We start from the raw sequence: 21,030 nt of genomic DNA, 5'->3' as shown, positions 1-21,030 counted from the left end.
CCCGGGGCCTCGCGACCCCGGTTCCGAACCTACTAGGATGCGTTTAAGGCGATTTGAGGCAATAGGGTGGCCGCTCTGTTTCGCGCAACATGGTCAACGGTGATCGCATCATCCGCCGAGGACAAGGGCGCCAGATTGCCACCCTTGATCCAGTCTTCGAGCGTTGCTTCGACCAGCCGCGCGATGGCGCCGAATCTGATCTTGCCGGCGATGAAGGCCGCCACCGCGACCTCGTTCGCAGCATTATATACCGTAGTCGCGCCGCGTCCGGTCCTTAACGAATCGTAAGCAAGCCGCAGTCCGGGGAAACGTTCGAAATCCGGCGCCTCGAAGGTCAATTGCCCGATCTTGGCGAGGTCGAGCTTGGCGGCGGGTCCCTTGATGCGGTCGGGCCAGCCGAGGCAGTGTGCGATCGGCGTGCGCATGTCGGGCGCGCCGAGCTGGGCAACGACCGAGCAGTCGGAGAATTCGACCATGCCGTGGATGATCGACTGCGGATGGACCAGCACGTCGATCTCGTCCGGCTTCAAGGCGAACAGATAGGACGCCTCGATCACCTCGAGGCCCTTGTTCATCATCGAGGCGGAATCGATCGTGATCTTCTGGCCCATGCTCCAGTTCGGATGCTTGAGCGCCTGAGCCAGCGTCGCCTGCTCGATGTCAGTGCTCTTCCAGGTGCGGAACGGGCCGCCCGAGGCGGTGATGATGACGCGCACGAGCTCATCGCGATTGCCCGAGCTCAAAGCCTGGAACAGTGCGTTGTGCTCGGAATCGGCGGGCAGAATGCAGGCACCCGCCTTGGCGGCGCGCTGCATGAAGAAATCGCCGGCGCAGACGAGGCATTCCTTGTTGGCGAGCGCGACATGGGCGCCGCGATCGACCGCGGCGAGCGCGGGCTTCAGTCCAGCCGCGCCGCTCACCGCCGCCATCACCCAGTCGGCCGGCCGCGCACCAGCCTCGATCACAGCGCTTTCGCCCGCGCCGCATTCAGTCTTGGTGCCGGCGAGCGCATTCTTGAGCTCGGCAAGCTTGGAGGTGTCCGCGATCGCGACGAAGCGCGCGGAAAACTCCTTTGCGAGCTTTGCCAGCGCTTCGACATTGCCGTTCGCCGTCAATGCCTCGACGCGATAGCGCTCGGGCGAAGCGCGCAACAGATCCATCGTGCTGTCGCCGATCGAGCCGGTGGCACCGAGAACGGTGACGCTGCGCACCGCGGACGCCGCGGGCTTGTTGTTACGCAAAGGGACTGGGCTCATTGTTTCACCAAACCATAAGACCGCTTCCAGCGCTATGCACACCATGGCGCAGGTAGCCGAAAATCCAGGCCACCAGAATGGCGGCGATGAAGCCGTCCAGGCGGTCCATCAGGCCCCCATGGCCCGGGATTAAGTGACTGGAATCCTTGACGCCGAACCGGCGCTTGACTGCGGATTCGAAGAGGTCGCCGGCTTGCGAGACCATCGACAAAATGGCGCTGAGGGCTAGCAACGGAACCGCCTTGCCGAAGCCGGAGGCGGCAAATCCGCCTGCGACCGCCAGGCTCGCGACGAAGCCGCCGAGCGCCCCGGCCCAGGTCTTTTTGGGGCTCACGCGCGGCCACAATTTGGGACCGCCGATGCCCCGGCCGGCAAAATAGCCACCGATGTCGGTCGCCCACACCACAAGCAGCACGAACATGAGTGCGACGAATCCGTTCACCGGATCCTGCCGCACCAGGATCGAGGCGAGCAGCGCAGCCACCGCATAGGCGAATCCAGCCCCCGCCCAGACAAACTTGTCTTTCGCCAGCAGCATGATCGCGACGCCGCCGACGCAGCCGATCACGACCGCAGCCTTGAGCGCCCCGAAGGCGACACAGAATCCCATGATGGCGAGAACGATCGTCCCGCACGCTGTCAGGACAACCCGCCCTGCCCCGACCACAGTCAGCCACTCCACGAACAACCCGATCGAGGCAAGCGTAACCAGGAACGCCCAGAGCCAGCCGCCGGCATAGGCGAGCGCGATCGCCAGCGGCGCCAGCACGAGGGCCGCGAGGACACGCATCATCAGGTTGCTTGAAGCCGGCGTTGAGCCCGCCGGCGCGGCGTCGTTTTCGGTCACGAGGCGGTTTTCGCGACCAGGCCGCCGAAACGGCGCTCGCGTCTGGCAAATTCGGCGATCGCGCCTTCGAGCGCGGCCTTGTCGAAATCAGGCCAATGGATCGGCACGAACACCAGCTCGCTATAGGCGGCCTGCCACATCAGGAAATTGGACAGACGCTGCTCGCCGGAGGTGCGGATGATGAGATCGGGATCGGGAATCTCGGGTGCGTCGAGATAGTGCCCGAGCGCTTCGGCATCGATCGAGGCCGGATCGCGCTTGCCCTCTGCGACTTCGCGCGCGAGCTTTTGCGCGGCTTTCGCGATCTCCTGCCGTGAGCCGTAGTTGAAGGCGACGACGAGGGTAAGACGCGTGTTGTTGCGCGTCAGCTCCTCGGCCTCGTTCAACAGGGCGCAGATGTCACCTTCGAGTCCCTCGCGCTCGCCGATGATGCGCACCTTGACGCCATCACGGTGCAGGCTCGCGAGGTCGTTGCGGATGAAACGGCGCAACAGGCCGAAGAGATCGCCAATCTCGCTCGCCGGACGCGACCAGTTCTCTGAGCTGAAGGAGAAGATGGTGAGATAGCGGATGCCGAGCTCATGCGAGGCACGGACGACGCGGCGCAACGCTTCCACGCCGCGGCGGTGGCCCTCGGCGCGCGGCAGGCCACGTGCCGCCGCCCAGCGCCCGTTGCCATCCATGATGATGGCGACATGCGCGGGCGCCTCGGACCTTTCCGGTCCTTCCGTGACGGGCGCGGCGGCGTTCGACATGAAGGCTTCTCTAGACCGTCAGAATCTCTTTTTCCTTGGCCGCCAGCAGCTGATCGATCTCGGTGATCGTGCCGTCGGTCGCCTTCTGCACCTCGTCGGCATGACGCTTCTGGTCGTCCTCCGACATCTCGTGATTCTTCTCGAGCTTCTTGAGGACGTCGAGACCGTCGCGGCGGACGTGACGCGCGGCGACCTTGGCAGCTTCCGCGTATTTGTGCGCGACCTTCACCAGCTCCTTGCGCCGCTCTTCGTTCAGCTCGGGGATGCGCAGGCGCAGCACCTGGCCCTCGGTGGCCGGTGACAGGCCGAGGTTGGAATCGACGATCGCCTTCTCCACCGGCTTGACCATCGACTTGTCCCAGACCTGCACCGAGATCAGCCGCGGCTCCGGTACGCTGACGGTGGCGAGCTGATTCAGCGGCATGTGGCTGCCGTAGGCTTCGACCTGGACCGGATCGAGCATCGAGGCGGAGGCGCGCCCGGTGCGCAGGCCCCCGAGCTCGTGCTTGAGGGACTGGACGGCGCCCTGCATGCGGCGCTTCAATTCGTTGAGGTCGAAATTACCCGTGGCCATCACGCTCTCCCTTCAGATACCTGGCTGGGCGCACAAGCTGCGCCCGGCGCGCCGTCAGCCGGCGACGATCGTCCCGTGGCCGACGCCGCGCAGAATCGCGCCGATCGAGCCCGGTTCGGCGATCGAGAATACGATGATAGGCAGCGACGTCTCGCGGGCAAGCGCGAAGGCAGTCGCGTCCATCACCTTATAGTCGCCCTCGATCGCCTGCTTGTGCGTCAGCCGGTCGAAGCGCTTGGCGGCCGGATCCTTCTTGGGATCGGCCGAGTAGACGCCGTCGACATTGGTCGCCTTGAGGACGGCCTCGGCACCGATCTCGGCGGCGCGCAGCACCGCCGTTGTGTCGGTCGTGAAGAACGGATTGCCGGTTCCGCCGCCGAGCAGCACGATTCGGCCCTCGGCGAGGTATTTGTGCGCTGCGGCGCGGGTGAATAGCTCGGAAATCTCGGGCATGACGAAAGCCGAGAGGGTGCGCGCCGGCGCGCCCTTGCGTTCGATCGCCGCTTCCACCGCGAGGCAGTTCATCACGGTGGCGAGCATGCCCATCGTGTCGCCCGTCGGGCGCGACACGCCGCGGGAGGACACCTCGACGCCGCGAACGATATTGCCGCCGCCGATCACCACCGCGACCTCGGCACCGAGACGGCGCGCGGCGATCAGATCGTCGGCAACCCGGTCAACCGTCTGCTGGTCGATCCCAAAACCCTGCGGTCCCGCGAGATATTCGCCGGACAGCTTGATCACCACGCGACGATAGACCGGATCAGTCATGAGCACTTTCCTTCTCCGGGCGCCGCTTCCGGCGGCACGCCGGAAGGAAACGTCCCGGCGCTTACTTCTTGCCGCTGGCGGCCGCGACTTCCGCCGCGAAGTCGCTTTCCTGCTTCTCGATTCCCTCACCGAGAGCATACCGCACAAAGCCGGCGATCTTCACGGGGCCCCCAACCTTGCCCTCAGCTTCCTTCACCGCCTGCGCCACCGACTTGCCGGTGTCGTGGATGAAGGCCTGCTCGAGCAGGCAGACTTCCTTGTAGTAGGTCTTCAGGCCGGACTCGACGATCTTCTCGATCACGTTCTCCGGCTTGCCCTGCTGGCGGTACTTGTCGGCGAGCACGTCCTTCTCGCGCTTCACGACCGCCGGATCGAGACCGGACGGTTCGAGCGCGAGCGGATTGGCGGCCGCGACATGCATGGCGAGCTGGCGGCCGAGCGCTGCGAGCTCATCGGCCTTGCCGGGCGATTCGAGCGCGACGAGGACACCCATCTTGCCGGCGCCATCGATGACGGCGCCATGGACGTAGCTCGACACCACGCCCTGCTTCACGTCGAGCGAAGCGGCGCGGCGCAGCGTCATGTTCTCGCCGATGGTCGCGATCGCGTCATTGATCGCAGCTTCGACCGTGACGTCGCCGACCTTGGTGGCCTTGATCTTCTCGACATCGGCGCCGGCATCGAACGCGACCTGGGCGATCATCTTGACGAGGCCCTGGAACTGGCCGTTGCGCGCGACGAAATCGGTCTCGGAGTTGACCTCGACCACGACGCCCTTGGTGCCCTTGGTGAGTACGCCGATCAGGCCCTCGGCCGCGACGCGGCCGGACTTCTTGGCAGCCTTCGACAGGCCCTTCTTGCGGAGCCAATCCTGCGCCGCTTCCATGTTGCCGTCGTTTTCGGTGAGCGCGGCCTTGCAGTCCATCATGCCTGCGCCGGTCGACTCGCGCAGATCCTTGACCATCGCAGCTGTGATCGTTGCCATCGTTAAAAATCCTTCTTGCCTGCCGGTTAACCCGCGGCGCGGCGCTGTCTCGCCCCACCGCGGTCCATCACAGGACGTCGCGTCAACTGAAATGGCGGCCGGAACGATCCGGCCGCCCCTCGACTGTTATTCCGCTTCCGCGGTGAGCGCCTTGGCCTTGGCCACCCAGGCATCCGCACGGCTGGGCAGACCGACCTCTTCGCCGATCTTGTGCGCGGTGGCGTGATCGAGCTCGGCGAGCTGCCAGTAGTGGAAGATGCCGAGGTCGTTGAACTTCTTCTCGATCGCACCCGACACGCCCGGGAGCTTCTTGAGGTCGTCGGCGGTGCCGCGCGGACCTGCAAGGCCCTGGAAACCGCTGGTGGACGGAAGCTCTTCAGCGGCCGGCTTGACCGAAGCGCCGATATCGATGCCCGCATCGCCCTGGGCGCGCGAGATGCCGTCGATCGCCGCGCGCGCAATCAGGTCGCAATAGAGCGAGATCGCACGGCCCGCGTCGTCATTGCCCGGCACCACATAGGTGATGCCCTTGGGGTCCGAATTGGTGTCGACGATCGCCGCGACCGGGATGTTGAGCCGCTGGGCTTCCTGGATCGCGATGTCTTCCTTGTTGGTGTCGATCACGAAGATCATGTCGGGCAGGCCGCCCATGTCCTTGATGCCACCGAGCGAGCGGTCGAGCTTGTCGCGCTCGCGCTGGAGCGTCAGGCGCTCCTTCTTGGTGTAGGAGTTGGCTTCACCGCCGGACAGCACCTCGTCGAGATGACGCAGGCGCTTGATCGAGGCCGAGATCGTCTTCCAGTTGGTCAGCGTGCCGCCGAGCCAGCGCGAATTGACGAAGTACTGCGCGCAGCGCTTGGCCGCGTCGGCAACGCCGTCCTGCGCCTGGCGCTTGGTGCCGACGAACAGGATGCGGCCGCCCTTCGCGACGGTGTCGCTGACGGCCTGGAGGGCCTGGTGCAGCATCGGCACGGTCTGCGCGAGGTCGACGATGTGGATGTTGTTGCGGGTCCCGAAAATGAACGGCGCCATTTTCGGATTCCAGCGGTGGGATTGGTGACCAAAGTGCACGCCAGCTTCGAGCAGCTGACGCATGGTGAAGTCGGGTAGCGCCATAGTGATAATTCTCCGGTTGGTTCCTCCGGAAACGTGTGAGCAAGACGGAGCGTTCTCGCCCCGGCTGCCACCGGACGGCCTTTTGAGCCATGTTTCCGTGTGAGATGGCGCGCTATATAGCGCGATTTCGGCCAGAAGCAAGGAAATAAGGGCCTTTGGAGGGCGTTTTGGCGCCCTGCCCCAAGTCCTTTTTCAGGCCCTTTTCAAGTCCTTTTCCGTAGTTCCAGGCCCCCTAGCACTTTGGCTGGTGGGGGGCGCATTTCTTCGCTGCAGCCGGTGCCGGGCGCGGTGGGGCGGCCGGACGGGGCGGCGGAGCCGCGGCCACCCGCGGCGGGGGTGGCGGCGCCGGGCGAGCCGCTGGCGGCGGAGCCGGCCGGGCGGCGGCGACGGGCGGAGGCGCGGCTCGCGGGGGTGGCGCCGAGGCTGCCCGCGGCGTCGCCGCCGAGGGCACGGGTTTCGCGACGGCTTGAGGATGTGGCGGCGCGGCTGGCTTGGCGGCCTGCGGCGGCGGGGTGATCACACGCTGATTCTGCGGTGTCAGCGGCTCGCGACCCGTGGGATGCACCGCTGTGACGGCAGGCTTGGCGCCTGTCCCCGCCGCGGATGGAGCCGTGGTGCCCTGCTGAGGGATGGCCGACTTTGCACGGCTATCCGCAGGCGTGGTCGCCGGCGTTCCAGCGACCGGCGGCTTTTGCGACTGGCCCGGCGCGACGGCCGCATTTCCGGCAGGCGTCGTGGTGGGCGGCGCCGTTGCGGTCGCCGCATTGGGATGGCCTGCTTGCGAGCCGTTCGCCGGCGCCGTCGCGGTCGGCGCGAGCCTGCCACTCGGCGTCTGGGCAGCCGAGGGCGCCGGCGGCGCCCCATGGGTGCCGGGGACCGGAAGCGTATTGGCCTCAGGCAACCTGCTCGGCGGCGCGGCTACGGCCGGCGCGACATTGGTCCGCGTCGCAGCCGGTGTTCCCGGTCGCGCGGTGGGCGTGATCGTCGCGCTCTGCGGCATCGGCAGCTTGCCCTGCTGGATCAAGGCGGCGCGCTGCGCAACGGCCTGCGGCACCGCCGGGCCTGCGGGTGATGCGCGGCCGGAGACCGCCGGAGCCAAGCTGCCGGGCGCGAGTCCCGCAGCCGCGGCTGCCGGAGGCCGGTTGATGACGGTGTTGATCACCGTGGTGTTGTGGATGTTCTGGTAGATGATGTTGTTCGGCGGCGGTGCGACATAAATTGGCGGCCTCACGAACACCGGGATCGGCACGAACATCGGCTGTGGTAGCACAAACAGTCCGACCACCGGCAGCGGCGGCGGCAGCACGACGAAATCCGGTGGCGGCGGCGGGCAGAAATAGACCGGGGGCGGCGGCGGCGGCACGAAGCCGAACACGGGATCGCTGAACAGCAGCACGGGGCGATCGACATAGACCACCTCCTCCGGCGGCGGCGGCGGCAGGCCGTAATCCATCATGGCAAAGCTCGGCGGCGGCTCGAGCGGCGCGGTCAGGATCGCCAGCCTGCGCCGTGCGTCGCCAGCATGCGGCCCGCGCGGATAGCGGCGCAGATAGGACCAGTAAGCGTCCGGCGTGTCGGCGCGATAGGTCCGCCGCCAGGTGATCGCCTCGCGGCGCGCTGCAACAATCGCGATCACCCGCTTGGCCATGGGATCACCGGGATAGGCGGAGAGGAATTCCTCATAGGCCGGCAGCGTGTCGCGCTCGAGCGCCGCCGCGTAGGCGTCCTGCACGCCGAGATCGCGGATCGGCTTGTTGCGGATCGCAGCGACCTGATCGGGCGTGGCCTGCGGCGGTGGTGCGTCAGGTCCGCGCTCGAAGAACGAGAATTGCGCGCTGATCTTCTGATCGTCCCAGGGCACCTGAGCGCCCTTGCTGGCGTCGTTGACGCGCAGGCGCACGCGGTCGAAGACCTCAGGCAGCGACAGGCCCCCGGTGCGGATCATCTCGGCGAGCGACTGGGCGTAGACGCCGTAGGGCCCCGGCTCTTCCGGCGCCACGGTGCCGGGCGCGGCGTTGTAGGCGATCAGCATGTTCGCGTCGGGCTCGACCAGCGCGAGCCCGCTTGCGATCGGTTGCCCGCCCTCGATGAAGGGCTGCGCCCGGGCCGCATCGAGCACGACGATGTTCGCCTTCAGCGGCAGCGCGGCGAGTTGGCGGACGTAGTCGCTGATGCGGAGCGCCTCGGTCGGAACGTCGGTATCGCGCGCGATGTTGGAATCGACCGGGATGAAGTAGTTCTCGCCGGCGAGCTGCACGCCATAGCCGGCGAGATAGATCATCGCGACGGTGCCGGGTCCCGATGTCTGGGCCTTCTGAAGAAAATCGCGAAAGCTCTTGCGCAGCGTGTCGCCGTCGAGGTCGCGGGCGCCGACCACGTCGAAGCCGGCGGCCTGAAGCGTCTGTGCGATCAGGCCGGCATCATTGGCGGTCGTTGCCAGCGGCGACTTCGCATAGGCGCCGTTGCCGACCACCAGCGCGATACGCTTCTCCTGCTGCTGGGCGTAGGCAGGATCGAACAGTCCGCCTGCCGCGAACAGCAGGCTCGGAAGAAGCAAACCGAGGAAAGATCCAAGGAAAGATTGTCGTGTCCCACGCATGGCTTTCGCGCCCGCTATTGTTGTTGAGCTTGCCACCGCACATGAGACGCGCGGCTGGCTGAATGGCGTTTGAACGAAAAACGCTTGGATTGAGGCGACGGAATGGCCGCTGGCCGTCGCCCGTCAGCTCCATGTCAGGTTCGCGATCGCAAAAATTCCGGCCGCACGATCCTGATCTTGACCCCCTACCCCTGGGAGATCAGGTCGACGGTGCCCGTGGCCAGCCGATAGATGCCGCCGACGACCTTGAGCTTGCCCTGCTCGGCCGCCGCATTGAGGATCGGCGCCGCTGACTTCAGCTTGGCCACGTTGTCGATCACGTTTTGCCGGATCGCCGCGTCGAGCGCATCTGCGCCCTGCTGCATGGCCGCCTTGGCAGCCGGCGCGATCGCCTCGACGAGCGACGGAATGTGTCCCGGCGGCGACTTGTTGTCCTTGAGCGCTTTCAGCGTCGCATCGACGGCGCCGCAACTGTCGTGGCCGAGAACCAGGATCAGCGGCGTACTCAACACGGCCACGGCATATTCAAGGCTCGCGATCGTCTCGTTGCCGGCAAAATTGCCGGCCACACGACAGACGAAGAGATCGCCGCGACCGGTGTCGAAAGCGTATTCCGGCGCAATGCGCGAGTCCGCGCAGCTCAGGATCGCCGCATATGGATTCTGCCCCGCGGCGAGAGCTCCTCGCTCATGCTTGAAGTCATGGCGCCGCGCCACACCGTCGACATAGCGCGCATTACCCTCCATCAACCGCTTCAGCGCAGCATCGGGTGTCACTACGTTCTGCGGCTTGGGCGGCGTTTTCGTTTCTTTGGCGAAGGCCGTCGAACCGAACATCAATGCCGAAGCGGCGAACAGCATCATCGAGCGTCGCGAGGGCACGAGCAGATGATGCAATTTGTCAGAGCATTTGTCGCACATGTCTTTCCCCCTACCATCTCAGTCCAGACCTGCATGAACAGTACAGGACACGAGTGACAGCGACGCTTCGCCGCCGACAAAATCATGGACCGGCGCCGCCGGGCTCGATCGGCGGCGACGGATGCTACAATTGCTGCACGTCGACGACACCCGCGACCGCCTTGATCGCGCCTGCGATTTGCGGCGAGACCTTGAAGCGGCCGGGCAGCTTCATCTCCACCTCGGTCTCGAGGTCGAGCATCATCACCAGCGAGACCTCGCCGTCGCCGTTGGAGCGCTGCGCGATGCCGGGGCTGCCGACCTTCGGCGCGCCGCCGTTCGATGGCGCGGCGTCCGGACCTGCAAGCCGACGCGCGATCGATTCCAGCGGCTTGGTGTCGCGCAGGAAGATGCGCAGCCCCTTTTGCGTCTTGGCGGCGGCGTCATCGAGCGGCTCGGCGTGCAGCACACGCGCGCGCACGTCCTCGCCCTGCAATTCCGCACCTAGCTGCAGCAGCACCGCGGCGCCCGGCTCAAGCACGTCGCGATATTGCGCGAGCCCTTCGGAGAACAGCACCGCCTCAAAGTGGCCCGTGGGATCAGAAAGTCCCATGATGCCCATCTTGTTGCCGGTCTTGGTGCGCCGCTCCATGCGCGACACCACGGTGGCGGCGACCTTGCCGGCGGTTGCGCCGGTTTTGACGGCGCGCGAAAACTCCGCCCAGCTCTGCACGCGCAGGCGTTTGAGCACCGTCGCGTAATCGTCGAGCGGATGCCCCGACAGGAAGAAACCGATCGCATCATATTCGCGCCGCAGCCGCTCGGCCGGCAACCAGGCCTCGATCTGCGGCAGCATGATGGTAGGCGCATCCGACGCACCTCCGAACATGTCGTTCTGCCCGATGGTCGCGGCCTCATGCGCACGCTGGCAGGCGGCGAGGATCGCATCCGCACCGGCAAAGACGCGGGCGCGGTTCGGCTCCAGCGTGTCGAAGGCGCCGGCGGCGGCGAGACTTTCGATAATGCGCTTGTTGATCGCGCGCGGCGACACGCGCGCGGCGAAATCGGCGAGTGACGTGAACGGGCCGTTCTTGGTGCGCTCCTCGATGATCTGCTCGACGGCCTGAAGGCCGACGCCCTTGAGCGCTGCGAGCGCGTAGTAGATGGTCTTCTCGCCGACCTCGAAGGTCGCCCCTGAGCGGTTGACGTTCGGCGGCTCGACCTTGATGCCGAGGCGCTGCGCCTCGGAGCGAAATTCGGACAGCTTGTCGGTGTTGTTGAGGTCGAGCGTCATCGACGCCGCGATGAACTCCACCGGATAATGCGCCTTCATGTAGGCGGTGTGGTAGGACACCAGCGCATAGGCTGCCGCGTGGCTCTTGTTGAAGCCGTAGTCGGCGAATTTGGCGAGCAGCTCGAAGATCGTCTCGGCCTGCGCTTTCGGCACGCCGTTCTTCACCGCGCCGGCGACGAAGATATCGCGCTGCTTGTCCATCTCGGCGCGGATCTTCTTGCCCATCGCGCGGCGCAGGAGGTCGGCGTCGCCGAGCGAATAGCCCGACATCACCTGCGCGATCTGCATCACCTGTTCCTGGTAGATGATGACGCCGAACGTCTCTTTGAGGATCGGCTCGAGGACGGGGTGGAGATATTCCGGCTCCTCGTCGCCGTGCTTGCGCGAGCAATAGGTCGGGATGTTCGCCATCGGGCCCGGACGATAGAGCGCGACCAGCGCGATGATGTCCTCGAAGCGGTCGGGGCGCATGTCGACCAGCGCGCGCCGCATGCCCTGGCTTTCAACCTGGAACACGCCGACCACCTCGCCGCGGGCCAGCATCTGGTAGCTCTCGGCATCGTCGATCGGCAGCGTCGCGAGATCGACATGGATGTCGCGCGGCTTGAGCAGTTTGCACGCGACGTCGAGGACCGTCAGCGTCTTCAGGCCGAGGAAGTCGAACTTCACGAGGCCCGCGGGCTCGACCCATTTCATGTTGAACTGGGTCACCGGCATGTCGGACTTGGGATCGCGATACATCGGCACGAGCTCGCTCAGGGGGCGATCGCCGATCACGATGCCGGCCGCGTGCGTCGAGGCGTGGCGCGTCAGGCCCTCGAGGCGCTGGGCAATGTCGAAGGCGCGCGCCACCACCGGGTCTTCATCGCGAAACGCCTGGAGCTTTGGCTCGCTCTCGATCGCGGCGGCCAGCGTCACCGGTGCGGCCGGATTCTGCGGAACCAGCTTGGTCAGCTTGTCGACCTGCCCATAGGGCATTTGCAGTACGCGCCCGACGTCGCGCAGCACGCCGCGCGCTTGCAGGGTGCCGAAGGTGATGATTTGGGCGACCTGATCGCGGCCGTAGCGTTCCTGGACGTACTTGATTACCTCGCCGCGGCGGTCCTGGCAGAAGTCGATGTCGAAGTCCGGCATCGAGACGCGCTCGGGATTGAGGAAGCGCTCGAACAGCAGCCCGAACTTGATCGGATCGAGATCAGTGATGGTCAAGGCCCAGGCGACCAGCGAGCCTGCGCCGGAGCCGCGGCCCGGCCCGACCGGAATGCCCTGCGACTTCGCCCATTTGATGAAGTCGGAGACGATCAGGAAGTAGCCCGCATATTTCATGCGGGTGATGACGTCGACCTCGAAGGCGAGCCGCTTGTTGTAGTCCTCCTCGGTCGTGCCCTGCGACAGGCCGTGCACGCGCAGGCGGTTGGCAAGCCCCTCCTCCGCCTGCCGCTTCAATTCGCCCGCCTCGACCGCGGCCGCATCGGAGCTGCCTGCGGCGCCGACGGTGAAGAACGGCAGGATCGGCTTGCGCGTCATCGGTCGGAACGAGCAGCGTTCGGCGATCTCGATCGTCGAGGCCAGCGCTTCCGGAATGTCGGCGAACAGCACCGCCATCTCGGCGCGCGTCTTGAAGCGGTGATCGGGCGTGAGTTGCTCGCGCTCGGTCTCGGCGATCAGCCGCCCGCCGGCGATGCAGAGCAGCGCATCGTGAGCCTCGTAATCGTCGGTCGAAGCGAAGTACGGCTCGTTGGTCGCAACCAGCGGCAGGCCTTTCGTATAGGCAATGTCGATCAGCCCGCTCTCGATGCGGCGTTCCTTGTCGATGCCATGACGCTGCAATTCGATGTAGAGGCGGTCGCCGAACAGACCGGCGAGTCGCTCACAGCGCGTGGCCGCGAGCTCCGCGTGGCCGGCCGCGAGCGCAAGCGAGATCGGCCCGTCTGGACCGCCCGTGAGCGCGATCAAGCCGTCGGTCTCGCCGTCAAGCCAATCGAACTTGATGAACGGCGCGTGGCTGTCGGGAGTCTCGAGGAACGCGCGCGAGTTCAGCCGCATCAGGCTGCGATAGCCGCGCTCCTGCGCGGCCAGCAGCACGACCCGCGAGGGCAGAATCGCATTGCGCGCATTCGGATCCTGGTCGCCGAAATCGATCGCGAGCTCGCAGCCGACGATCGGCTGGACGCCCGAGCCCGCCATCTTGTCGGAGAACTCCAGCGCACCGAACATGTTGTCGGTGTCGGTCAGCGCCAGCGCCGGCTGATGGTCCTTTTTCGCAAGCTCCGCGAGCTTGGCGATCTTGATCGAACCCTTGAGCAGCGAATAGGCCGAGTGAACGTGAAGATGGACAAATCCGGCGCTCGGCATGGTCGCTTACGGCCTTTCAACATCGTGGGGACACCAGCCGGACCTGGGCGCAGGATGCGCGCTCCGTTGGCCCGACTCGCCCGACAATGGTGGTGCCTCGGCCGCCAAGAGTCTACGGAGAGTCCATGGCGCGGGCGCACATTCCTAGCGCCGTCCCGCTTTTCAACAAGCGGCCGCCGGTCCCCCGCTCAGAGCTGGGGAATCAGAGCTGAGGGATGACTTGCGCCCAGATCGCGATCATCCCGACGAACAGCGTGATCGATGCCAGTGCAGCGGCTTCTTCCACGAAGATCTTCAACATGGCCTTGCTCCCTCGCTAGAACATAGAGAGAACATTGTTCTATTTTTGTTCTAAGAGTCAAGCTGCGCGACGGGGCTCGCGACCCGGCTTTGCACTCAATGGTTAACTCGATGAATTCTCGAAACAAAAAAGCCCCGGCGCAAGGCCGGGGCTTTCGCGACCGCTCCAATGGAGCGATCCTGTCGGTACCTAATATCAGTACTTCGCGATGATCGGGCCGCCGAACTTGTAGTTCAGGCGGACGAGACCCATGTCGACGTCCTGACGGATGCGGTCGGTACCCACGAGACCCGTGAAGGTGACGTCCTTGTCCTGCAGGAAGATGTGGTTGTACTCGACGCCAACCGACCAGTTCGGAGCGAAGCCGACTTCGAGGCCGGCACCGACCGTGCCACCCCAACGGGTCTGGCTGGTCGAGGCAAGCAGCGCGCCGGTGGCAGTGCTGTAGACGTCGAACTTGTCGCCGACCACGGCCGCGCCGCCCTTCACGTAAACGAGCACGTTGTTCCAGGCGTAGCCGACCTGACCGGTGATCAGACCGAACGAATCGATACGGCTGCGGTTGCGATCCGCGAACAGCAGGCTGACGTTGTCGCCGGAGAAGTCGGCCCAGTTGCCCTGGCCTTCGACGCCGAACACCCACTGCCCGGTCTGCCAGCGATAGCCGATCTGACCACCGACGGTACCGCCGGTCGCGTTGTGCGAACCTTCAGTGCCCGTGCCGACGAAATCCCAGGTCGTGTGAGCCGAACCACCGCCGCCGTTGATACCGATGTAGAAGCCGCTCCAGTCGTAGACCGCGGCGATCGCCGCAGGCGGCGCCTTCGTATAAGGCCGTGCTGCGAGGTCAGCAGCCACCGCCGGCGCAGCCGCGCTGAGCGCAACGAGGCTAGCAGTGACAAGCAACAAACTCTTCTTCATTTGATTCCCGTTCCAGTTTCTTCAGTAGGCCCCCGGGCCATGGGCACCTCTTACCAGCCATCGACGGAATTGCTGTAACCGCGACGCCACAGTCCTATCGAAAGGCCCCGCGAGGTAAATGAATGTTTCTCGCACGCGCCTGGAACTCATTTGGGTTCTATTTTTGCAGTGGTTCCAGCGTCAATCTGCTGAGTCTCCGCTCGCGGAGGAGTGTTCACATCTTGGTGTGAACACGAGTATGACAATCGATATTTTTGTCTCCGTATTGTCGCCACAATTTCGCGAGCGCTGTTCCACAATGCGGCTCGCTCACACCGGCGTGTAGATCACAAGCTGCTAAGCGGGATGATCCTTGGCCTGAAAAAAATCCCGTGCTCGAGAGCGGGGTGACGTCGTATAGATCCCATCGTTCGATTTCTGCACCGGAGGCGTGGTCAGTGCCCCATGCCTGGCATCACCTTGCCGTTGAAGATTTCGGGGTTCGGGGGACCCTCCACGCTCAGGATGCCCGACAGCCCACGCTCCAATCGTGAAAGCGCATGATCGACCAGCGTGTAATTGCCCGGCACTTCCAGCTTGAAGTCAACGACAACCGCGCCGCCCGGCGCCACGGTGACGGTCTGAATTCCCTCATGCGGCGGGCTTTGAAGTCCGCCAAACGTATAGACCTTGTCGAGTATCTCCCCGATGACATGGAATGAGGATGTGTAGTTCGGTCCGCCGACGCCGAAGAAAATGCGCACGGTTTCGCCGACCTTGGCGTGCAGTGGGTGGAGCTTGGACAGCGCTCCGACTGAGCCGTTGAAGACGAAGTATTCGGGACGTTCGTTCAGAAGCTTCTCCACGCTGAACTCTGCGCTTCCACGCTGGCCGAAGGGCATGTCGGAATAGATTTCGCCCTGCATGACATAGAACTCGTGATCCACCGGCGGCAGGCCGCCTTCAGGCTCCGCGAGAATCATGCCGTACATGCCGTTTGCAATATGCTCGGCGACCATTGGGGTGGCGCAGTGATAGACGTAGAGGCCCGGCACCAGCGCCTTCCATGTCATTGATTTCTCCTGGCCGGGATCGACCTGGAGAGCGGCCGCACCGCCGCCCGGGCCCGTCGCGGCGTGGAAATCGACCGAATGGATCATCGAGCTGTCGCTGGAATTCTTCAGATGAATGTCGATGGTGTCGCCGACGCGCACCCGGATCATCGGGCCCGGCACCTTGCCGTTGAAGGTCCAGTAGCCGAACGTCGTTCCTTCCGCGAGCCGGCCTTCGAGCTCGACGCTCAAGAGGTCGACACGCACGGTTTGCGGATCGCGTTTGCCGATCGGCGGCGGCACGTCGGCGGGCTCGCGTGAAATATCGGCTTCCACCACCGCCTGAGGCGGCGGGCGCGGGGTAACCAGGAATTGACCTTCCATTCCGGCTTGCCGATGGCCGGGCACGCTGCAGAAATAAACGAAGTCCCCGGACTTATCGGCGCGGAATGCGATCGTCGTGCTTGCACCCTTTCCGGTGACGCGTGGCGAGGTGGTGTTCTGGTCGGGAAAGGCGATATCGTGCTGCGCCCCTTCGCCATTGATCAGAGTGAGTTGAACCACCTGTCCCTCGACGGCAGTCAAGACCGGATTGACCTTGCCGTCGATCTCGCCGCCCTCACCGATATAGACCATTCGCCCTTCCGCGATCCCCGAACGCAAGGTGTATCGCGCGTCGGGAATGTAGGTGACGGAGGGACCTGGCGCGGCTTGCGCCGCCTGTGTCTGGGCCGGCTGTGGCGTGGGCGGCGGCGTAGCCTGCGAAGGCTGCTGAGCGGCGGTGGCCGCGGGCTGCGTGCCGCCCGCGAGATATGCGATGACGTCGGCCCGGTCATGATCGGTCTTGAGGCCGGGGAACGGCATCTTGTTGCCCGGCACGACCTTCGCCGGATCGGCCAGATATTGGTCGAGCGTCTGCACACTCCACACGATGTCAGCCGATTTCATCGCGGGCGAATAATTGTAACCAGCCTCCGTACCGGCCTTGCGGCCGATGACGCCGGCCAGCGACGGGCCGAGCATGTTTTTGCCGGGCTCGGTGGAATGACAAGCCTGGCACTTCCTGAAGACCAGACGACCTGCCGTAGCATCGCCGATGCCCGGCGCGGCATTCGAGGCAGCCGTTGCGGCATTGGACGCGGGCGGCGGAGCGTTGGAGGCTGGTGCCGCAGGTGATTGTCCGGTCGTTGCGCTCGCCTGCGGCGTGTTGCCCTGTGCCATATGGTCATGAGCGGATGGTGACGGGGCGGCGGGCAGCGACGGCGTTGCGCTTGGAGGCTGGATGTTCGCCGCCCTGTGGTCATCAGCGGACGGCGAGGCAGCAGCGGCCGGAGATGCCGCGGCTGCGTTCGCCGACGGCTTTGGTGTCGGTGCGGGATTGTTCTGATCGACCGGCGGCTGAGCAGGCGCCTTGCCTGATTGAGCGAGCTGCTGCGCAGGTTGCTTCGCGCTGCCGCCTTGTGGCGACGGCGTCTCGGTCGAGGCGACGGCCGGCTGGCCCCGATTGCGACCTTGGTCCGACGAGGCGGCTTGATCAGAGGTGGGGGCTGCGGCAGATGGCGGATTCGTCGATGAAGACAGGTGTCCGACCAGATAGATCCCGCCGAAAATCACGGCCAGCCCGACAATGAAAACGGACGATGCCCGCCAGACGGCGCGAATTTGTTCCCACATCCTGAAAACCCGCTGCTTTGTCCGGCGCTCGTCGCAAGTATCGCTGCAACGCATCGGTCCCGTTTGATCTAAATCAACGGCGTAGACCGGCGCGCAGATGACGAGCTTCAACGCCGAATCGTCATTGCCACAATCGCGTCCCGCGATTGCTTCAAGTCAGCCCCGGTGAGCTGACACCTTTAGTAACCGCCGCAGAGTCTCAGATCGGGCCATGAACGGACCTCGCTACAAGGTGAGACCGCTCATTGGCGCGCGAGGTACATCCTCATCTTCGCAGCCATGTCCTCGACGGGTTCACCGGTTACATCCACGAGAGCTTTCTTCACCGTCCCGGTGAACGGGAATGGCGCCTTGTAGTCCGTATCCATCACCGGCGAACCGGCATCGGCGCCGACACAAACGCCAGCCGCCAAGCCCAACGACAACGGTATGGTGACGGGCAAATCGCCGTTGCCGATGGGATTGCCGTCGACAAACAGCTTGATGCTTGCCGGTACGCCCCTGCCCTCAGGGATGTCCGCCTTGCCTGTCGGTGTGAACTCAAAGCTGAAGATGTGATCGCCTTCGGGGATAGCTGTGTCCGACTGCACCTTGAAACGCTGATCGGCGACGTAGTTGTAGCCGTAGGTCAGCTTGCCATTCTGGACGTAGAAGACGAAGCCGCCATCGCAGCCGCCCATCGAGAGCAGCACACCTTCCGCTCCGCCCCTCGGCACGTTGGCGTGCACCGAGATCGAATGTGCAACATTGATCAGGTAAGGCGCTGCGTTGCTGGGCACCATTTGGGTGCCCGGATAATACAAATAACGTTTGCGATTGGCCGCGATCTGCGGCCGTGGATCGCCGAGCCGCGACGTACCGCGACTGTCGACCGGCAGGACGTCGTATTTGCCGGCCTCGACGTACCACATGCCGATCATCGCGATCAGTCTGTCGCGCTCCTTGTCAGCGAGATTGTTGGTTTCCGCAAAATCCTCCTTGAGATTGTAAAGCTCCCAACCCTTGGCATCGAGTTCGATCAGCTTGGCGTAGTCGATGGCGGCGCCAAACGTCCGGCCGGACTCGGTGAACGACGTACCCGGCCATGGACAGACTGCGCGCCAGCCGTCGTGGTAGAGTGAGCGATGGCCGAACATCTCGAAGTACTGCGTGAAGTGCAGCGGCGCCGCGTTTGCATCGTCAAACGACGACGTGAGGCTGAAGCCCTGCAGGGGTGACTGCGTAACGCCGCGAATTTGGACCGGCGGCTCGATGCCGAGCGCGTCCAGCACCGTCGGCACCATATCAATGGCATGACAATACTGCGTGCGTATCTCACTCTTGGACTTGATGCCTTTCGGCCAGATGATCATGAACGGGTCGGAGACGCCGCCGCGGTAGGTTTCCCGCTTCCAGCGCCGGAACGGCGTGTTGCCGGCATGTGTCCAGCCCCAGGCGTAATGATTGAAGTATTTCGGGCCGCCCAGGTCGTCGATCGCCGCGAGATTCTGCTGCAGGTCGTCCGGCACGTTGTTGAAGAACTTGCCTTCGTTCACCGAGCCGTGCGGGCCGCCCTCGGCGCTTGCGCCGTTGTCTGAAACCACCATGATGAGCGTGTTGTCGTATTCGCCCATGTCCTTGAGGAAGGTGATCAGCTCGCCGATGTAGTGGTCGGTGTGCTCCAGATATCCTGCGAACACTTCCATCATTCGGGCGTAGAGGCGGCGCTCATCGGACGGCAGCTTGTCCCAGTCCTGCACGTCTGGATCGTGTCGCGACAGAGCCGTGTTCGACGGTATGATCCCAAGCGCCTTCTGTTTCTCGAAAACCTGCTTGCGATAGGCATCCCAACCTGCGTCAAACTTGCCCTTGTACTTGTCGGCCCACTCCTTCGGAACATGATGCGGCGCGTGCATGGCTCCCGTGGCGAAGTACATGAAGAACGGCTTGTTGGGCGCCACCTGTTTGGAGTCCGCAATCATGCCCTTCGCCTTGCTGACGAGGTCGGGCGTGAGGTGGTACCCCTCCTCCGGCGTCTTCTCTGGCTCCGTCTGGCTGTTATCCCGCACTAGCTCCGGGTAGTACTGATGTGTATCCCCGCCGAGGAATCCATAGTAGCGCTCGAATCCACGGCCGAGAGGCCAGCGGTCGTAAGGGCCGGCCGCTGAAGTCTGTTCGGCCGGCGTCAGATGCCATTTGCCGAGGCAATAGGTATTGTAGCCGTTCTGCTGAAGGATTTCCGACAGAAAGCCGTTCTCGAACGGGATCTGTCCATTGGCTCCCGGAAAGCCCTCCGAGCCTTCAGTGATGCATGCCATCCCATTCGAATGGTGATTGCGCCCCGTCAGGAAGCAGGAACGCGATGGCGAACACAGTGCGGTGGTATGCATATTGTTGTAGCGCAGCCCATCAGCGCCGAGTGCATCCAGATTGGGTGTGTTGATCGGGCTCCCGAAACAACCGATGTGCCCGAAGCCGGTGTCATCGAGAACGATGAACAGCACGTTCGGCGCGCCCTCCCGCGCCCGGACGGGCGCTGGCCATGCCGGTTTGGATACGTCAAAGGTTCGGCCGATCACACCGGAAAACGCCTGCCCGGGTTTGTACTCCTTCAGCGGGCCCTGCGCTTGCGAAGGCTCAGGTCGCGTGGCGACTGCAGATGTGGTGACGAGTGCTGTGCTTCCAAGCAGGAACTTCCGACGATTGATTGCGACGTTCGTCTTCATGCTGTCCTCCCGGTGCTCAAGTTTTCCTGAGGAGCCGACACAAGTCGAAACGAGAGACACGCCGCGCTCCAAGCAAGGCTTGGATGCAGGCGTAGCAATGCGCAGCTTGAATCGGACGGCGCGACGGCGGTTGATCTAGATCAACCTCGTCACTGGCGCCCGACTGTCTCACTCACCTGCACGATATCGTCGAGTTGCCACGACTTGTCGAAATAGGCTTCCTTCGGCCCACAGAACCGGGAACAAGCCCTTGCCGGAGCTTGTCTTCATCGCTCCGGCTGATCGCAACATTTCCGTTCGGCTCTCGAAATCTGACGCTTGGCCCTTGCGCTTACGCGCTCACACCGGCGTGTAGATGACGAGCTTCAACGCCGGATCGTCATTGGCCTGAAAACTCGTGTGCTCGAAATGAAGCACGCCCAGGGTGGGATGAGACATGGTCTTGAGGCCCGAGGCGGTGCTGCGGATCTCGTGCGCTTCCCACCATTTGACGAATTCCGGACTGCCCTGCCGCAGCCGCGTCAGCAACGCCACAAACGCGGGATCGCCCGCCCATACGTCATGTGTTGCGCGAAACATCGCCACCATGCGTTTTGCCACTTCCGCCCAGCTCGCACCGTAAGCCTTTCGCGTCTGCTTGTTGGTCATCATGAGAAGCATCGTGTTGCGATCTTCCTCCGCTAGCTTCCCGAACGCAAAGACCTCCTCGGCGGCATCGTTCCACGCCAGCACGTCCCAGCGCCGTCCAACAATGTAGGCCGGCTGGTTCAGGCTCTCGATCAGCCGCAGGATCGGCGGCGGCACGACCTCGCGCGTGAACGCACCCCTCGCGCCGTCGCGCGCCAGCGCCTTCAGATGCGCATGCTCGGTCCTGGAAAGGCGCAGCGCGCGGGCCAGCGCATCGATGGTGGTGACCGACGGGCTTACTGTGCGCCCCTGCTCGAGGC

14 protein-coding genes are annotated in these 21,030 nt (G+C 64.4%); all 14 read right to left on the bottom strand.

The window, feature by feature from the left end; all coding sequences use genetic code 11:
* Positions 1–32 precede the first annotated feature (32 nt).
* Positions 33–1,256, bottom strand: coding sequence for a 1-deoxy-D-xylulose-5-phosphate reductoisomerase (gene dxr / locus SO139_RS39100; RefSeq protein WP_449381636.1), 1,224 nt, complete (start codon positions 1,254–1,256; stop codon positions 33–35).
* A 4-nt stretch (positions 1,257–1,260) separates the two neighbouring features.
* Positions 1,261–2,103, bottom strand: a complete 843-nt coding sequence (locus tag SO139_RS39095) for a phosphatidate cytidylyltransferase (protein ID WP_498541703.1) — start codon at positions 2,101–2,103, stop codon at positions 1,261–1,263.
* On the bottom strand, positions 2,100–2,858 hold the full coding sequence (locus SO139_RS39090) for an isoprenyl transferase (protein ID WP_449381638.1): 759 nt from the start codon (positions 2,856–2,858) through the stop codon (positions 2,100–2,102). The genes SO139_RS39095 and SO139_RS39090 overlap by 4 nt, the downstream gene beginning before the upstream one ends.
* A 10-nt stretch (positions 2,859–2,868) precedes the next feature.
* Entirely contained in the window at positions 2,869–3,432 is a 564-nt protein-coding gene (frr, locus tag SO139_RS39085) for a ribosome recycling factor (protein WP_254095528.1), read from the bottom strand.
* A 54-nt stretch (positions 3,433–3,486) separates the two neighbouring features.
* Entirely contained in the window at positions 3,487–4,203 is a 717-nt protein-coding gene (gene pyrH / locus SO139_RS39080) for a UMP kinase (RefSeq protein ID WP_498541702.1), read from the bottom strand.
* A 61-nt stretch (positions 4,204–4,264) separates the two neighbouring features.
* Positions 4,265–5,188: a translation elongation factor Ts gene (tsf, locus tag SO139_RS39075; RefSeq protein ID WP_498541701.1), complete on the bottom strand. Its 924-nt coding sequence runs from the start codon at positions 5,186–5,188 to the stop codon at positions 4,265–4,267.
* Positions 5,189–5,314: 126 nt separating this feature from the next.
* Positions 5,315–6,304 (bottom strand): 30S ribosomal protein S2, encoded by a 990-nt coding sequence (locus tag SO139_RS39070; protein ID WP_027523852.1) that lies wholly within the window; start codon positions 6,302–6,304, stop codon positions 5,315–5,317.
* 232 nt (positions 6,305–6,536) lie between these two features.
* A complete protein-coding gene (locus tag SO139_RS39065; RefSeq protein WP_498541700.1) occupies positions 6,537–8,903 on the bottom strand; it encodes a caspase family protein in 2,367 nt (788 codons plus the stop codon).
* Between the two features lie 185 nt (positions 8,904–9,088).
* A complete protein-coding gene (locus tag SO139_RS39060; RefSeq protein WP_449381642.1) occupies positions 9,089–9,823 on the bottom strand; it encodes a carbonic anhydrase in 735 nt (244 codons plus the stop codon).
* A 124-nt stretch (positions 9,824–9,947) separates the two neighbouring features.
* Positions 9,948–13,451 (bottom strand): DNA polymerase III subunit alpha, encoded by a 3,504-nt coding sequence (gene dnaE / locus SO139_RS39055; RefSeq protein ID WP_498541699.1) that lies wholly within the window; start codon positions 13,449–13,451, stop codon positions 9,948–9,950.
* A 496-nt stretch (positions 13,452–13,947) separates the two neighbouring features.
* Positions 13,948–14,673 (bottom strand): outer membrane protein, encoded by a 726-nt coding sequence (locus SO139_RS39050; RefSeq protein ID WP_449381644.1) that lies wholly within the window; start codon positions 14,671–14,673, stop codon positions 13,948–13,950.
* Between the two features lie 434 nt (positions 14,674–15,107).
* Complete coding sequence (gene nirK / locus SO139_RS39045; RefSeq protein ID WP_498541698.1) at positions 15,108–17,378, bottom strand: copper-containing nitrite reductase; 2,271 nt, start codon at positions 17,376–17,378, stop codon at positions 15,108–15,110.
* A 242-nt stretch (positions 17,379–17,620) separates the two neighbouring features.
* Positions 17,621–20,083 (bottom strand): arylsulfatase, encoded by a 2,463-nt coding sequence (locus tag SO139_RS39040; protein WP_498541697.1) that lies wholly within the window; start codon positions 20,081–20,083, stop codon positions 17,621–17,623.
* Positions 20,084–20,422: 339 nt separating this feature from the next.
* On the bottom strand, positions 20,423–21,030 hold a 608-nt coding region (locus SO139_RS39035; RefSeq protein WP_498541696.1), incomplete at its 5' end, for a helix-turn-helix transcriptional regulator.

The sequence above is a fragment of the Bradyrhizobium sp. UFLA05-89 genome (assembly GCF_059803475.1).
This window is presented reverse-complemented; position numbering and strand designations above follow the sequence as displayed.

Excerpts from the sequence above, each read along its gene's own strand:
- dxr (WP_449381636.1), bottom strand. The coding sequence starts at position 1,256 with ATGAGCCCAGTCCCTTTGCGTAACAACAAGCCCGCGGCGTCCGCGGTG.
- SO139_RS39090 (WP_449381638.1), bottom strand. The coding sequence starts at position 2,858 with ATGTCGAACGCCGCCGCGCCCGTCACGGAAGGACCGGAAAGGTCCGAG.
- frr (WP_254095528.1), bottom strand. The coding sequence starts at position 3,432 with ATGGCCACGGGTAATTTCGACCTCAACGAATTGAAGCGCCGCATGCAG.
- pyrH (WP_498541702.1), bottom strand. The coding sequence starts at position 4,203 with ATGACTGATCCGGTCTATCGTCGCGTGGTGATCAAGCTGTCCGGCGAA.
- tsf (WP_498541701.1), bottom strand. The coding sequence starts at position 5,188 with ATGGCAACGATCACAGCTGCGATGGTCAAGGATCTGCGCGAGTCGACC.
- SO139_RS39070 (WP_027523852.1), bottom strand. The coding sequence starts at position 6,304 with ATGGCGCTACCCGACTTCACCATGCGTCAGCTGCTCGAAGCTGGCGTG.
- SO139_RS39065 (WP_498541700.1), bottom strand. The coding sequence starts at position 8,903 with ATGCGTGGGACACGACAATCTTTCCTTGGATCTTTCCTCGGTTTGCTT.
- SO139_RS39060 (WP_449381642.1), bottom strand. The coding sequence starts at position 9,823 with ATGTGCGACAAATGCTCTGACAAATTGCATCATCTGCTCGTGCCCTCG.
- dnaE (WP_498541699.1), bottom strand. The coding sequence starts at position 13,451 with ATGCCGAGCGCCGGATTTGTCCATCTTCACGTTCACTCGGCCTATTCG.
- SO139_RS39050 (WP_449381644.1), bottom strand. The coding sequence starts at position 14,673 with ATGAAGAAGAGTTTGTTGCTTGTCACTGCTAGCCTCGTTGCGCTCAGC.
- nirK (WP_498541698.1), bottom strand. The coding sequence starts at position 17,378 with ATGTGGGAACAAATTCGCGCCGTCTGGCGGGCATCGTCCGTTTTCATT.
- SO139_RS39040 (WP_498541697.1), bottom strand. The coding sequence starts at position 20,083 with ATGAAGACGAACGTCGCAATCAATCGTCGGAAGTTCCTGCTTGGAAGC.